The organism is Kitasatospora sp. NPDC050543 (assembly GCF_044457565.1).
Classification (GTDB): Bacteria; Actinomycetota; Actinomycetes; order Streptomycetales; family Streptomycetaceae; genus Kitasatospora.
Genome location: NZ_JBITGZ010000025.1, coordinates 1 through 13,988, shown reverse-complemented (window position 1 = coordinate 13,988; position 13,988 = coordinate 1). Strand labels below are relative to the sequence as shown.

The window sequence follows — 13,988 nt, the reverse complement described above, 5'->3', positions numbered from 1 at the left end:
GCCTTCGCCTGTCAGGCTGTCGGCCACACGCGTGAGCGCCTGACAAGATGAAGCTGCACGTCTCGCGCCCGCTTCCCTACGCTTACCGGCATGAGCATCCCCACCGCTGACTCAGCCGCCGGGCAGGCAGTCAAGGCCGCCGACCGCGCGCACGTCTTCCACTCGTGGTCCGCCCAGGCACTGATCGACCCCCTCGCGGTGGCCGGCGCCGAGGGCTCGTACTTCTGGGACTACGAGGGCAACCGCTACCTCGACTTCTCCTCCCAGCTGGTGAACACCAACATCGGCCACCAGCACCCCAAGGTGGTCGCCGCGATCCGGGAGCAGGCCGCGAAGCTCTGCACCGTCGCGCCCGGCTTCGCCGTGGAGTCGCGCAGCGAGGCCGCCCGGCTGATCGCCGAGCGCACCCCGGGCGACCTGGACAAGATCTTCTTCACCAACGGCGGCGCCGAGGCGGTCGAGAACGCCATCCGGATGGCGCGGCTGCACACCGGCCGGCAGAAGGTCATGTCGACCTACCGCTCGTACCACGGCGCCACCGCCAACGCGATCGCCCTCACCGGCGACCCGCGCCGCTGGGCCAGCGAGACCGGCGTCTCCGGCGTCCTGCACTTCTGGGGCCCGTACGCCTACCGCTCCCCGTTCCACTCCGAGAACGAGACCCAGGAGTGCGAGCGCGCGCTGGCCCACCTGGAGGAGACGGTCGCGTTCGAGGGCCCGCACACCATCGCGGCGATCATCCTGGAGTCGGTGGTCGGCACCGCCGGCATCCTGATCCCGCCGGCCGGCTACCTCGCGGGCGTCCGGGAGATCTGCGACCGGTACGGGATCGTCTTCATCCTCGACGAGGTGATGGCCGGCTTCGGCCGCACCGGCGAGTGGTTCGCCGTGGACCACTGGGGCGTCACCCCGGACCTGCTCACCTTCGCCAAGGGCGTCAACTCCGGCTATGTGCCACTGGGCGGCGTGGCGATCAACGCCGAGATCGCGGCCACCTTCGGCGAGCGTCCCTTCCCCGGTGGCCTCACCTACTCCGGCCACCCGCTGGCCTGCGCCTCCGCCGTGGCGACGATCAACGCGATGGCCGAGGAGGGCATCGTGGAGAACGCCAAGCACATCGGCGAGACGGTGCTCGGCCCGGGCCTGCGCGAGCTGGCCGAGCGCCACCCGTCCATCGGCGAGGTGCGCGGCCTGGGCGTCTTCTGGGCGCTCGACCTGGTGAAGAACCGCGAGACCCGCGAGCCGCTGGTGCCCTACAACGCGGCCGGCGCCGCCAATGCGCCGATGGCCGAGCTGGGCGCCGCCTGCAAGCAGCGCGGCCTGTGGCCGTTCATCAACATGAACCGCTTCCACGTCGTGCCGCCGTGCAACGTCACCGAGCAGGAGGCCAAGAGCGGTCTGGCCATCCTGGACGAGGCGCTCTCGGTCGCGGACGCGCACACCGTCTGACGCGGCGCCTCGGCCGGCCGCGGGTGGGTCGGCGGGTCTGCGGGTCGGCGAGGGTGTGCCGCCGTGCAGGCTCGATGCCACCGGGCCCGGGGTGCTTCGGCGCCCCGGGCCCGCCGGAGTTCACCGCTTTCACCCCGTCACCCGCCATTACCGCCGTCACCGCCGTTACCGCGTCAGGGCGTTCACCGGCGGACGGCGTCCAGTGCCAGCAGCGCGACGTGCAGCGACAGGCAGGACTCCACCTGGTCGAGGTCGACGGCGAGGATCCGCTCCACCTTGTGCAGCCGGTCGTAGAACGAGGGCCGCGACAGGTGCGCCGCATCCGCCGCCGCCGACTTGTTGCGGCCCTGCTCCAGGTAGATCCGCAGCATCTGCACCAGCTGGCTCCCGTGCTCCGCGTCGTACGCCAGCAGTGGGCCCAGCTCGCGCTCGACGTACGTCTGCAGCCGGGCGTCGTCCCGCAGCAGGTGCAGCAGACCGCGCAGCCGCACGTCCGGCAGCCGGTAGTACGCGGCCGCCCGGCCGCCCGGTGCGTCGTGCAGCGCGGCGTCCGCGACCTGGGTGGCCTCCAGCAGTGTGCGCCGGGCGTCACGGACCGAGCCGACCGAGGAGCCGACCGCGACCACCGGCTGGAACACCTGCTGCGGGGCCGGGCCCGCCGCCTCCCGGTTGGTGTCGGCGGCCAGCCTGCGCAGCGCCGCGGCGAAGCCGTCCAGCGCGGCGTGCTCGTCCTGCTGCGAGCCGAGCGCGATCAGGACTCCCACGCCCTCGTCGTCCAGCGCGCCGACCAGCGCCGGCAGCCGGCAGCTGCGGACGGCCGCGGCCGCCAGCTCGGTGAAGTCCCGCAGCCGGGCCTGGGCCTCCAGCGCGGCCGGGCTCGGGCCACGCCGCTGACGCAGCACCACCCCGACCAGTCGTCGGCCCTCCAGCGGCACGCCGAGCGCCTGCGCCCGCAGCGCGACCTCGGAGACCGTCAGCGCGTGGGTGAGGATGCCGGAGAGCAGGGTCCGGTGGGTCTGGCGCTCCAGGCTCTCCCGGTCGCGGACCACCAGCCGGTTCAGCGCCAGCGTGGCCGCGCCACGCTCCAGCAGCATCGCGTGCGGGTGCGCGGTCTCCTCCGGCAGCGGCCCCGGCTCCTCGACCAGCACCAGGCGCCCCCAGTCCTGGCCGCGCGCGCCGACCGCCGTCACGAGCCAGCCGCTGCGCGGGTCGTGCCCGGTGCGGCCGGGGGGGCGGACACCGCGCGAGCGGCGCTCCCAGCCCTCCAGCAGCTCCGCCTCCGGGCGCCCGGCCGGCTCGTGCGCCAGCACCTGATGGGCGAGGTTCTCCAGGACCACCGGGGCTCCGGCCATCAGCGCCACCTGGCGGACCACCTCGGCCGGCTCGGCGCCCTCCACCGCCAGCTCGTTGAACACCTGGTGCACCGCCTCCGAGCTGCGCAGCCGCTCCAGCTGGGCGTTCACCACGAGGGCGTGCACCGCCTCCGTCACCGCGACGAAGCGCAGCTCACGGCGGAGCACGATCAGCGGCAGCCCGCGCTGCTCGGCCGCGTGCACCAGGGCGCGCGGCAGGCTGTCGAAGTAGCGCCGCCCGAACTCGATCACCAGCCCGGCGACCCCGACCTCGTCCAGCTCCCGGACGTACCGGGCCAGGCCCTCGCGGTCCTCGGGCAGCGCGATGCCGGTGGTCAGCACCAGCTCGCCGCCCTGGAGCATGCCGGCGACGTCCGGCAGCTCGCTGACGTGGACCCAGCGGACGGGCCGTTCCAGGTGTGAGGCGCCTGCCACCACCTGCGGCAGGCCGCGCCGCATCACCTCAAGGTCGAGTACGCGGGCCACGGTGGGGAGCACGCCGGTCCTCCGGGGTCGGGTCGGGCACGGTGCCGGGTCGGGCACGGTGTCCGCCCGGCGCCAGGTCCGCCCGGGCGCGAGGCCGGTCGGGGCGGCGGTGTGCGGGGCGGGCCATCGTGTCGCTCGGGGCACCGTGTCGCACTGTGTCAGGTAAATCATCCATCGCCGCGACGACCTGTCGCCCATCGCGAACCCTTCCACCTTGTAAGGCCCTTCCCGTCGAGCCTGGCGGAGTGCTTCTTGTGAGCTCCCCGGGCCAGCGGGCATGGTCAGCGGGTCGGCAGTCGCGAGGCGTGGACAGCACCGGCGAAATCCGCCGCGAAACCTGAACGCAACAGCGGAATCCCTTGTGAGGGCAACGTGCGGCTGCCAGGATCGCGCAAACCCGGTGATCGGCAACCCGGTGACCAACCGGGCCGGATTCCTCTCGGCCAGCGAGGCGGCGACTCGACCAGTCGCACCGCCGTCGGTACGGGAACGCGCCGACCTACGCGTGCAGCATGACGGCAGCGGGTGCAGCACGTCACGGCAGCAGCCGAACCACGGGCACATGGAGGAACCAGATGGACCTGACCGACTTCAGCGCGGGCGCACAGTACATCGCCGGCCGGCAGACCCACGGCACCGGCGGTGAGCCCTTCCAGGTCGTCAACCCGGCCGACGGCAGCGTCGTCCAGCAGGTCGTCCTGGCCACCGGCGCCGACGTCGACGCGGCCGTCGCCGCCGCCAGGGCCGCACTGCCCGAGTGGTCGGGCGCCACCCCCGGCGCCCGCGCCGAGGCCCTGCTGCGCCTCTCGGCGGTCCTCGCGGACAACGCGCAGGAGCTGGCCCGGGTGGAGACCGCGCAGACCGGCAAGCCGATCAAGCTCTCCACCGAGTTCGACGTGCCGGGCACCGTCGACAACACCGCCTTCTTCGCCGGCGCCGCCCGCAGCCTGGAGGGCAAGGCGGCCGGCGAGTACTCCGGGGACCACACCTCCTACGTCCGGCGGGAGGCGATCGGTGTGGTCGGCTCCATCTCCCCGTGGAACTACCCGCTGCAGATGGCCGCCTGGAAGATCCTCCCGGCCATCGCGGCCGGCAACACCATCGTCCTCAAGCCCGCCGAGCTCACCCCGCTGACCTCGCTGATGTTCGCCCGGGCCTGCACCGAGGCGGGCATCCCCGACGGCGTCGTCAACATCGTCACCGGAGCCGGCCGGGACGCCGGCGAGCGCCTGGTCTCCCACCCGGACGTCGCGATGGTCTCCTTCACCGGCTCCACGCCGGTCGGCAAGCGGGTCGCCGAACTCGCCACCGCCACCGTCAAGCGCACCCACCTCGAACTCGGCGGCAAGGCCCCCTTCGTGGTCTTCGACGACGCCGACCTCGACGCCGCCGTGCACGGCGCCGTCGCCGCCTCCCTGATCAACAGTGGCCAGGACTGCACCGCGGCCACCCGCGCCTACGTCCAGCGCCCGCTGTACGACGCCTTCGTCGCGGGCGTCGCCGAACTGTTCGACGCCGTCCGCCTCGGCGACCCGCTCAACCCGCAGACCGACCTCGGCCCGCTCGTCTCCTACACCCACCGGGACCGGGTGGCCGGCTTCGTCGAGCGCGCCCGCGGCTACGGCGCCACCATCGCCGCCGGTGGCCAGGCCCCGGCCACCGGCCACGACGGCACCGACCTCAGCCTCGGCGCCTACTACCGACCCACCCTGATCACCGGCGTCGCCCAGGACAGCGAGGTCGTCCAGGGCGAGATCTTCGGCCCCGTCCTGGTCGCCCTCCCCTTCGACAGCGACGAGGAGGGCCTGCGGCTGGCCAACGACACCCCCTACGGCCTGGCCGCCTCCGCCTGGACCCGCGACATCCACCGCTCGCTGCGCGCCACCCGCGAGATCGCCGCGGGCTGCGTCTGGGTCAACGACCACATCCCGATCATCAGCGAGATGCCCCACGGCGGCTACAAGTCCTCCGGTTACGGCAAGGACATGTCGCAGTACTCCCTGGACGAGTACACGCAGGTCAAGCACGTCATGTTCGACACCACCGCGGTCGCCCGCAAGGACTGGCACCGCACGGTCTTCGGAGACAGATGAACCCCCGCCGTCTCCCCGCCTCTTCCCCCCAGGAGGGTGTCCCCGCATGGAGTTCCACGAGATCAGCGACGGCATGTCAGAGCCCGTCCGCAAGGCCTGGCAACGCAGCCTGACCAGCGGCCGCGCCGCTCTCAGCCGCCGTACGATGCTGCGCGCCGCCGCCCTCACCGCCGGTGCGGGCACCCTCGCCGCCTGCGGGATCCCGGCCGCACGGACCACCGGCACCGGTGACTCGGTCGCCAACGCGGCAGAGGACCACTCGGCGAGCGAGAAGGAGGTGAACTTCTCCAACTGGCCGCTGTACATCGACGTGGACGAGAACGACGAGCAGAAGCACGGCACCCTCGACGCCTTCACCGAGGCCACCGGCATCAAGGTCAGGTACACCGAGGACGTCAACGACAACGTCGAGTTCTTCGGCAAGGTCAAGCCCCAGCTGGCCGCCGGCCAGGACACCGGCCGCGACGTGATGGTGCTGACCGACTGGATGGCCGCCCGGCTGATCCGGCTCGGCTGGGCGCAGAAGCTCAACCCGGCCAACGTCACCACCGCGATCACCAACATCGACTCCCGCTTCCGCGCGCCCGACTGGGACCCCGGCCGCCTCTACAGCTACCCGTGGGCCGGCATCCAGGTCGTGATCGCCTACAACACCAAGGCCACCAAGGGGAAGCCCGTCACCAGCGTCAGCCAGCTGCTCGACGACCCCGATCTCAAGGGCCGGGTGACCTTCCTGTCCGAGATGCGCGACAGCATCGGCATCACCCTGCTGGACATGGACAAGGACCCGGCCAAGTTCACCGCCGACGACTACGACGCGGCCATCGCCCGCCTGCAGAAGGCCGTCGACAGCAAGCAGATCCGCAAGTTCACCGGCAACGACTACGGCCAGGAACTCTCCTCCGGGGACATCGCGGCCGCCGTCGCCTGGGGCGGCGACCTCATCCAGCTCAAGGCCGACAACCCCGACATCGAGTTCGTCATACCGGAGAAGGGCTTCATCTCCTCCACGGACAACATGCTGGTTCCGGCGAAGGCGCAGCACAAGACCAACGCCGAGCACCTGATCGACTTCTACTACCAGCCCAAGATCGCGGCCCAGTTGGTGGCAGGCATCGGCTACGTCTCCGCCGTCGCCGGCATGCAGGCCGAACTCGCCACCCTCGCCCCGGACGTCGCCGCCAACCCCCTGGTCGTCCCCACCCCCGAGATGGCGGCCAAGTCCCACGTCTTCCGGACCCTGACCGAGGCCGAGGAGAGCGACTTCGAAGCGAAGTTCTCCAAGCTGATCGGCGCCTGACCCCCCTAACGGCAGCAGACAGAGGACACGATGACAGACCAGCTGAGCGGCCCGGCCACGGGCGGCGACGTCAAGCTCACCGGCATAGGCAAGACCTACGGCGCCTTCACCGCCGTCCACCCGCTCGACCTGACCGTCCCCCAGGGATCCTTCTTCGCCCTGCTCGGCGCGTCCGGCTGCGGCAAGACCACCACCCTGCGGATGATCGCCGGTCTGGAGGAGCCCACCAGCGGCACCGTCCTGATCGGCGGCCACGACGTCACCGACCTGCCCCCGTACCGGCGCCCGGTGAACACCGTCTTCCAGAGCTACGCGCTCTTCCCGCACCTCGACATCTTCGAGAACATCGCCTTCGGCCTGCGCCGGCGCGGCAAGAAGGACGTCCGCAAGCAGGTCGAGGACATGCTGGAACTGGTCGAGCTCGGCCAGTACGCCCGCCGCAAGCCGCACCAGCTCTCCGGCGGCCAGCAGCAGCGCGTCGCCGTCGCCCGCGCACTGATCAACCACCCCCAGGTGCTGCTGCTCGACGAGCCGCTCGGCGCCCTCGACCTCAAGCTCCGCCGCCAGATGCAGCTGGAACTCAAGCGCATCCAGACCGAGGTCGGCATCACCTTCGTCCACGTCACCCACGACCAGGAGGAGGCCATGACGATGGCCGACACCATCGCGGTGATGAACGGCGGCCGGGTCGAGCAGCTCGGCGCCCCGGCCGACCTGTACGAGAACCCCGGCACCACCTTCGTGGCCAACTTCCTCGGCCAGTCCAACCTGATCCCCGCCCAGGTCACCGGCGCCGAGGGCGGCGACCTGCTGCTCACCGCCTCCGGCGTGCGGCTCGCGGTGCCCAAGGCGCGCTGCTCGACCGACGCCAAGAAGGTCTACCTCGGCATCCGCCCCGAGAAGATCACCGTCACCCGGGCGGGCGAGGCCGTCGCCGAGGGCCGCAACCGCCTCGCCGGCACCGTGGTCGACTCCAGCTTCATCGGGGTCTCCACCCAGTACGTGGTCCGCTCCGAGGCCGGCCAGGAGATAGCCGTCTTCGAGCAGAACATGGACCGCGACATCCGCCTCGCCCCCGGCGACCCGGTCGTCCTGCACTGGAACCCGGCCCACTCCTTCTGCCTCGACGCCGCCCAGGCGATCGACGCCGGCACCGGGGAGGAGGCGGCATGACCACCACCACCGAGGCCGCCGCGCCTCAGGTGATCCCCCTGGCACCGGCCAAGCGCCGCCGCAGGCTGACCCCGTACTGGCTGCTGCTCCCCGGCCTCGCCTGGCTGGTGATCTTCTTCGCGGTGCCGATGGTCTACCAGGCCTCGACCTCGCTGCAGACCGGCTCGCTGGAGCAGGGCTTCAAGGTCACCTGGCACTTCGCCACCTACTGGGACGCCCTGGTCGAGTACCGCTGGCACTTCGTCCGCTCGTTCTCCTACGCGGCCATCGCCACCCTGCTCTGTCTCGCCATCGGCTACCCGCTCGCGTACACGATCGCCTTCAAGGCGAGCAAGCGCTGGCGCAACGTCATCCTGATCCTGGTGATCGCGCCGTTCTTCACCAGCTTCCTGATCCGCACCCTGGCCTGGAAGACCATCCTCTCGGACGGCGGCCCGGTGGTCGGTGCGCTCGGCAGCTTGCACATCCTGGACGTCACCAATGCGATCGGCCTCACCTCCGGCGACCGGGTGCTGGCCACACCGCTCGCCGTGGTCTGCGGCCTGACCTACAACTTCCTGCCGTTCATGATCCTCCCGCTGTACACCTCGCTGGAGCGGATCGACCCGCGCCTGCACGAGGCGGCCGGCGACCTGTACGCCCGCCCGTTCACCACCTTCCGCAAGGTCACCTTCCCGATCTCGCTGCCGGGCGTCGTCGCGGGCACGCTGCTCACCTTCATTCCGGCCTCCGGCGACTACATCAACGCGCAGCTGCTGGGCTCGCCGAGCGAACAGATGGTCGGCAACGGCATCCAGAAGCAGTTCCTGAACGTCCTCGCCTACCCCACGGCCGCGGCGCTCAGCTTCATCCTGATGGCCCTGATCCTGGGGATGGTGACGGTCTACATGCGCAAGGCCGGGACGGAGGAACTGGTCTGATGACACGTGCAGTGAAGTGGATCCGCGCACACCTGGTGGTCCTGGCGGGCATCCTGGCCCTCGCCTACCTGGTGCTGCCCAACCTGGTCGTGCTCGCCTTCTCCTTCAACAAGCCGGCGGGCAGGTTCAACTACGAGTGGTCCGAGTTCTCCACGGAGGCCTGGACCAACCCCTGCGGCGTCGCCGACATGTGCCAGTCGCTCTCGCTCAGCCTCCAGGTCGCGGTGCTCGCCACGCTCGGCGCGACGGTGCTCGGCACCATGGTCGCCTTCGCACTGGCCCGCTACCGCTTCCGCGGCCGCTCCGCGACCACCGCGATGATCTTCCTGCCGATGGCGATGCCCGAGGTCGTGATGGCCGCCTCGCTCGGCACCCTGTTCCTCAACATGCGCATCCCCTTCGGGTTCACCACCATCCTGATCGCCCACATCATGTTCTGCCTGAGCTTCGTGGTCACGGCGGTCAAGGCCCGGGTGATGAGCATGGACCCGCGGCTCGAACAGGCCGCGCAGGACCTCTACGCGACTCCCGTCCAGACCTTCCTCCGGGTCACCCTGCCGCTCGCCGCTCCCGGCATCGCGGCCGGCGCGCTGCTCAGCTTCGCGCTCTCCTTCGACGACTTCATCATCACCCAGTTCAACTCCGGGCCCACCACGGTGACGTTCCCGATGTTCGTCTGGGGCGCCTCGCAGCGGGGCATACCCGTCCAGGTGAACGTCATCGGCACGGCGATGTTCCTCGCGGCCGTCGTCCTCACCGTCGTCGGCCAGTGGCTCGGCAACCGCCGCCGGGCCACCGCCTGAAGGGGCGCGACCTGAAGCGAACCGCCTGAACGGGCCACGGTTCGAACGGCCCGATCGAACGGTCCACCCGGCGTACCCTCAAATCACCATCAACGCTCAGAAAGTGGCTGATAGTGCATGGACTCCGCCCGCGCGCTCAGTGATGCCAGGCCCACCCCCTTCTGGCTGGAGGACCCGGGCCGGCCCGAGGCGCTGTCCGCCCTGGTCGGCGACACCACCTGCGACCTGCTGGTCGTCGGCGGTGGCTACAGCGGCCTGTGGACGGCGCTCATCGCCAAGGAACGCGACCCCGGACTCGACGTCGTCCTGGTCGAGGGCCACGAGGTCGGCTGGGCCGCCTCCGGACGCAACGGCGGCTTCTGCGCCGCCAGCCTCACCCACGGCTTCGGCAACGGCCTGCAACGCTGGCCCGCCGAACTCGCCGAGCTGGAGCGCCAGGGCGCGGCCAACCTGCAGGCCATCGAGGACACCGTCAAGCGCTACGGCATCGACTGCGAGTGGGAGCGCACCGGCGAGATCGACGTCGCCACCCAGCCGCACCAGCTGGAGGAACTGCACGAGGTCGCCGAAGCCGTCGCCCGGTACGGCCTGGACGTCACCGTGCTCGACGCGGACGAGCTGCGCGCCCAGGTCAACTCGCCCACCTTCCTCGGCGGCATCTGGGACCGGGACGGTGTAGCGATGGTCCACCCCGCCAAACTCGCCTGGGGCCTGAAGGCCGCCTGCCTCGCCCAGGGCGTGCGGATCTTCGAACGGACCAGGGCCACCGAGCTGGGCGAGTACGGCAGCGGCATGGCCGTCCGCACCCCCTACGGCCGGGTCTTCGCCCGCCGTGTAGCCCTCGGCACCAACGTGTTCCCGTCGCTGGTCAAGCGGGTCCGCCCGTACGTGGTGCCGGTCTACGACTACGCGCTGATGACCGAACCGCTCACCGACGCCCAGCTCGCCTCGATCGGCTGGAGCGGCCGCCAGGGCCTTGGCGACAGCGCCAACCAGTTCCACTACTTCCGGCTCTCGGCCGACAACCGCATCCTCTGGGGCGGCTACGACGCCGTGTACCACTACGGCGGCCGGGTACGGGGTGAGTACGACCAGCGTCCGGAGACCTTCCGTACGCTCGCCGGGAACTTCTTGCGCTGCTTCCCCCAGCTGGAGGGCGTCCGCTTCAGCCACGCCTGGGGCGGCGCCATCGACACCTGCACCCGGTTCTCCGCGTTCTTCGACACCGCGTACCGCGGTCGCGTCGCCTACGCGGCCGGCTTCACCGGCCTCGGCGTCGGCGCGACCCGCTTCGGCGCCGAGGTGATGCTCGACCTGCTGGCCGGGGAGCGCACCGAACGGACCTCGCTGGAGATGGTGCGCAGCAAGCCGCTGCCCTTCCCGCCCGAGCCGGTGCGCTGGGCCGGGATCGAGATCACCAAGTGGTCGCTGGACCGCTCCGACCGCAACGGCGGCCACCGCAACCTGTGGCTGCGCGCGATGGACCGGCTCGGGCTCGGCTTCGACAGCTGACACCTCCGGTCATCCGCCGCCGTCGGACCGGCCTCGGGGGCGCGACCCGCACGGGCGCGCCCCCGACGCCTGCCCAGGTGCACTCCGCCGCCCGCGTACCGGCGGCCTGCACCCGCCGAGCGCTTGCCGGGTGGCGGGCGCGCGCGAGACTGGAACGGTGACACCCGTCCCGGCCGCGTCCACCCCGGCCCTCCAACCCGATCTCGCCCACTTCATCGAGATCGCGCTACCGGTCTGCGACCGTTTCGGCCTGGCGCTCGCGGGCGGCGGCGCCCTGCGCGCCCACGGTCTGGCGGCCTGCCCGCCCGAGAGCCTGACGCTGGTCATGAGCGGCACCACCGACCTGCCCGGCGCGGCGGCCGAGCTGGCACGCGCGTACCGGGCGGCCGACTGCGAGGTGACTGACCGCCCCGGCACCCCGCGGGCGGAGCAGCTCTCCGTCCAGCTGCCCTGGGGCGGCGGGCGCCACCTGGTGTACCTGCGCAAGGAGCCGTTGGCCCACCAGCCCGTGCGGCTGCCACTGCGCGCGCACGGCAGGTACGGCACCGACGTGTCCGAGGCGGCCGAGACGACCGACCTGTCAGGCGGCTTCGAATCCGACCGGCCCGGCAGCGCGGACGGGACCGGTGCCGAGGTGCCCGTCGTCGCCCTGGACGACGCCGCCGCGCTCACCACCTTGCTGCTGGCGGACCGCGGCATGCCACGGGACCTCGTCGACGTGCACGCGCTGACGGCGTGCTTCCGTCCGGGTGAACTGCTCGCCCTGGCCACCGCCCTCGACGCCGAGTTCCAGCCCGCGGTGCTGGCCGACCGGCTGGACATCCTGGCGGAGGCGGCGGACGGACGCTACCGGGCTCGCGACCTCGACGCGGAGCAGATCGCGGAGCTCAGACGCTGGGCACTGGAGTGGGCGCAGGACCTCAGACTCGACCTGCTGGAGACCCAGGAGCGCCCGGACGGTCTGCACGACCCCTATCTGGAGGGCGACTATCCGGAGTACACCTCCGACGACCTGTAAGGCTGAATCCCGGATCCCCGTCAGCCTGTTCGTTGAGACGGGGCGGGCAGGGCAGCAGACTGGGCAGTGAGCGCGGTAGCTCCGTGATCCCGTCGCCCGGCCCGGGTGGCGCCGTACAAGGGACCGGCGGCAGTAATGCCCGCCCGGGACTTCGGAGGCAGACGACCTTGAGCAAGCACATCACCCACTGGATCGGCGGTACGTCCGTCGCCACCGCCGGCTCCGCGCCCCGTCGCGGCGAGATCTTCGACCCGGCCACCGGCCAGGTCGCTGGCCACGTCGACTTCGCCGGGATCGCCGAGGTCGACCAGGCGGTCGCGGCCGCCGCCTCGGCCTTCGCCGACTGGCGCAACGCCTCCGTCGCCCGGCGGACGACGGTGCTCTTCAACTTCCGCGAGCTGCTCAACGCCCGCAAGGACGAGCTGGCCGCGATCATCGTCTCCGAGCACGGCAAGGTGCACTCGGACGCGCTCGGCGAGCTCGCCCGGGGGCAGGAGGTCGTCGAGTACGCGTGCGGCATCCCGCAGCTGCTCAAGGGCGGCTTCACCGAGCAGGCGTCCACCGGCGTCGACGTCTACTCGATCCGCCAGCCGCTCGGCCCCGTCGCCATCATCTCGCCGTTCAACTTCCCGGCCATGGTGCCGATGTGGTTCTTCCCGATCGCCATCGCGGCCGGCAACACCGTCGTGGTCAAGCCGTCGGAGAAGGACCCGTCCGCCGCCAACTTCCTCGCCGAGCTGTGGAAGGAGGCCGGCCTGCCGGACGGCGTCTTCAACGTCGTGCACGGTGACAAGGCGGCGGTCGACCGGCTGCTGGAGCACCCGGACATCAAGTCCGTCAGCTTCGTCGGATCCACCCCGATCGCCCGCTACGTCTACGAGACCGGTACCCGGTACGGCAAGCGGGTGCAGGCGCTGGGCGGCGCCAAGAACCACATGCTGGTCCTGCCCGACGCCGACCTCGACCTCAGCGCCGACGCCGCCATCAACGCCGGTTTCGGCGCGGCAGGCGAGCGCTGCATGGCGGTGTCGGTCCTGGTCGCGGTCGACCCGATCGGTGACGAGCTGGTCGAGAAGATCAAGCAGCGGATGGCCACCCTCAAGGTCGGCCCGGGCTGCAACGGCGAGTCGGAGATGGGGCCGCTGGTCACCGGCCAGCACCGCGACAAGGTCACTTCCTACGTCGAGTCCGGTGTGGCCGACGGCGCGGAGCTGACCGTCGACGGACGAAAGCACCCGATCGCCGCCGAGGACGCCAACGGGGCACCGACCACCGACGGCTTCTGGCTCGGCCCGACGCTCTTCGACCACGTGAAGCCCGGCATGTCCGTCTACAACGACGAGATCTTCGGCCCGATCCTCTCGGTGGTCCGCGTGGCCTCGTACGACGAGGGCCTGGCGCTGATCAACGCGAACCCGTACGGCAACGGCACGGCGATCTTCACCAACGACGGTGGTGCCGCGCGGCGCTTCCAGCACGAGGTGGAGGTCGGCATGGTCGGCATCAACGTGCCGATCCCGGTGCCGGTCGCCTACTACTCCTTCGGCGGCTGGAAGTCCTCGCTGTTCGGCGACACCCACGCGTACGGCCCCGACGGCGTGCAGTTCTTCACCCGCGGCAAGGCCGTCACCCAGCGCTGGCTGGACCCCTCGCACGGCGGGATCAACCTGGGCTTCCCGACCAACAGCTGACGTCCCCTCGGAGCCGACGTACGTCGGCGCCCACGGTCGTCACCGCTTCGCCCGACGGGCCTGCCGACCGCACGCAACGTGCGGCCGGCAGGCCCGTTTGCCTCCGGGCCCGGATCGGCGTAGTGTTCCCTAGTCGCTCGGCAGGGAGCACCGGACACGCAGTCTTGCGCGGACGGTCCCGGGGCGGCCAA

10 protein-coding genes are annotated in these 13,988 nt (G+C 71.3%); 9 read left to right on the top strand and 1 reads right to left on the bottom strand.

Going from position 1 to position 13,988, the window contains the following annotated elements; all coding sequences use genetic code 11:
* The first annotated feature begins 90 nt into the window (after nt 1-90).
* The gene (locus tag ACIBH3_RS26275; protein WP_396314543.1) at nt 91-1,449 is read left to right on the top strand and encodes an aspartate aminotransferase family protein; all 1,359 of its coding nucleotides are present in this window, start codon (nt 91-93) and stop codon (nt 1,447-1,449) included.
* Nucleotides 1,450-1,631: 182 nt separating this feature from the next.
* Here ACIBH3_RS26275 and ACIBH3_RS26270 read toward each other — a convergent pair whose 3' ends face one another.
* The gene (locus ACIBH3_RS26270; protein ID WP_396314542.1) at nt 1,632-3,299 is read right to left on the bottom strand and encodes a PucR family transcriptional regulator; all 1,668 of its coding nucleotides are present in this window, start codon (nt 3,297-3,299) and stop codon (nt 1,632-1,634) included.
* 563 nt (nt 3,300-3,862) lie between these two features.
* On the opposite strand from ACIBH3_RS26270, the gene ACIBH3_RS26265 reads away from it, so the two are divergent.
* The 8 genes from ACIBH3_RS26265 to ACIBH3_RS26230 all read left to right on the top strand — a co-directional run bounded on the left by ACIBH3_RS26265 (nt 3,863) and on the right by ACIBH3_RS26230 (nt 13,797).
* A complete protein-coding gene (locus ACIBH3_RS26265; RefSeq protein WP_396314541.1) occupies nt 3,863-5,380 on the top strand; it encodes a gamma-aminobutyraldehyde dehydrogenase in 1,518 nt (505 codons plus the stop codon).
* A gap of 46 nt (nt 5,381-5,426) precedes the next feature.
* On the top strand, nt 5,427-6,680 hold the full coding sequence (locus tag ACIBH3_RS26260; protein WP_396314540.1) for a spermidine/putrescine ABC transporter substrate-binding protein: 1,254 nt from the start codon (nt 5,427-5,429) through the stop codon (nt 6,678-6,680).
* 30 nt (nt 6,681-6,710) lie between these two features.
* Nucleotides 6,711-7,853, top strand: a complete 1,143-nt coding sequence (locus tag ACIBH3_RS26255) for an ABC transporter ATP-binding protein (protein ID WP_396314539.1) — start codon at nt 6,711-6,713, stop codon at nt 7,851-7,853.
* Nucleotides 7,850-8,773, top strand: a complete 924-nt coding sequence (locus ACIBH3_RS26250; protein WP_396314538.1) for an ABC transporter permease — start codon at nt 7,850-7,852, stop codon at nt 8,771-8,773. Before ACIBH3_RS26255 ends, ACIBH3_RS26250 begins: the two co-directional genes overlap by 4 nt.
* Nucleotides 8,773-9,576, top strand: a complete 804-nt coding sequence (locus tag ACIBH3_RS26245) for an ABC transporter permease (protein WP_396314537.1) — start codon at nt 8,773-8,775, stop codon at nt 9,574-9,576. Before ACIBH3_RS26250 ends, ACIBH3_RS26245 begins: the two co-directional genes overlap by 1 nt.
* 117 nt (nt 9,577-9,693) lie before the next feature.
* Nucleotides 9,694-11,088: an NAD(P)/FAD-dependent oxidoreductase gene (locus tag ACIBH3_RS26240; RefSeq protein WP_396314536.1), complete on the top strand. Its 1,395-nt coding sequence runs from the start codon at nt 9,694-9,696 to the stop codon at nt 11,086-11,088.
* Nucleotides 11,089-11,245: 157 nt separating this feature from the next.
* Nucleotides 11,246-12,106 carry a nucleotidyl transferase AbiEii/AbiGii toxin family protein gene (locus ACIBH3_RS26235; protein ID WP_396314535.1) on the top strand — a complete coding sequence of 287 codons (861 nt, stop codon included), beginning with the start codon at nt 11,246-11,248 and terminating at the stop codon, nt 12,104-12,106.
* 167 nt (nt 12,107-12,273) lie between these two features.
* A complete protein-coding gene (locus tag ACIBH3_RS26230; RefSeq protein ID WP_396314534.1) occupies nt 12,274-13,797 on the top strand; it encodes a CoA-acylating methylmalonate-semialdehyde dehydrogenase in 1,524 nt (507 codons plus the stop codon).
* Nucleotides 13,798-13,988: the final 191 nt, after the last annotated feature.

What these genes read in the sequence shown, in the direction of transcription:
- ACIBH3_RS26260 (WP_396314540.1), top strand. Translation starts at nt 5,427, where the DNA reads ATGGAGTTCCACGAGATCAGCGACGGCATGTCAGAGCCCGTCCGCAAG.
- ACIBH3_RS26265 (WP_396314541.1), top strand. Translation starts at nt 3,863, where the DNA reads ATGGACCTGACCGACTTCAGCGCGGGCGCACAGTACATCGCCGGCCGG.
- ACIBH3_RS26255 (WP_396314539.1), top strand. Translation starts at nt 6,711, where the DNA reads ATGACAGACCAGCTGAGCGGCCCGGCCACGGGCGGCGACGTCAAGCTC.
- ACIBH3_RS26245 (WP_396314537.1), top strand. Translation starts at nt 8,773, where the DNA reads ATGACACGTGCAGTGAAGTGGATCCGCGCACACCTGGTGGTCCTGGCG.
- ACIBH3_RS26275 (WP_396314543.1), top strand. Translation starts at nt 91, where the DNA reads ATGAGCATCCCCACCGCTGACTCAGCCGCCGGGCAGGCAGTCAAGGCC.
- ACIBH3_RS26240 (WP_396314536.1), top strand. Translation starts at nt 9,694, where the DNA reads ATGGACTCCGCCCGCGCGCTCAGTGATGCCAGGCCCACCCCCTTCTGG.
- ACIBH3_RS26250 (WP_396314538.1), top strand. Translation starts at nt 7,850, where the DNA reads ATGACCACCACCACCGAGGCCGCCGCGCCTCAGGTGATCCCCCTGGCA.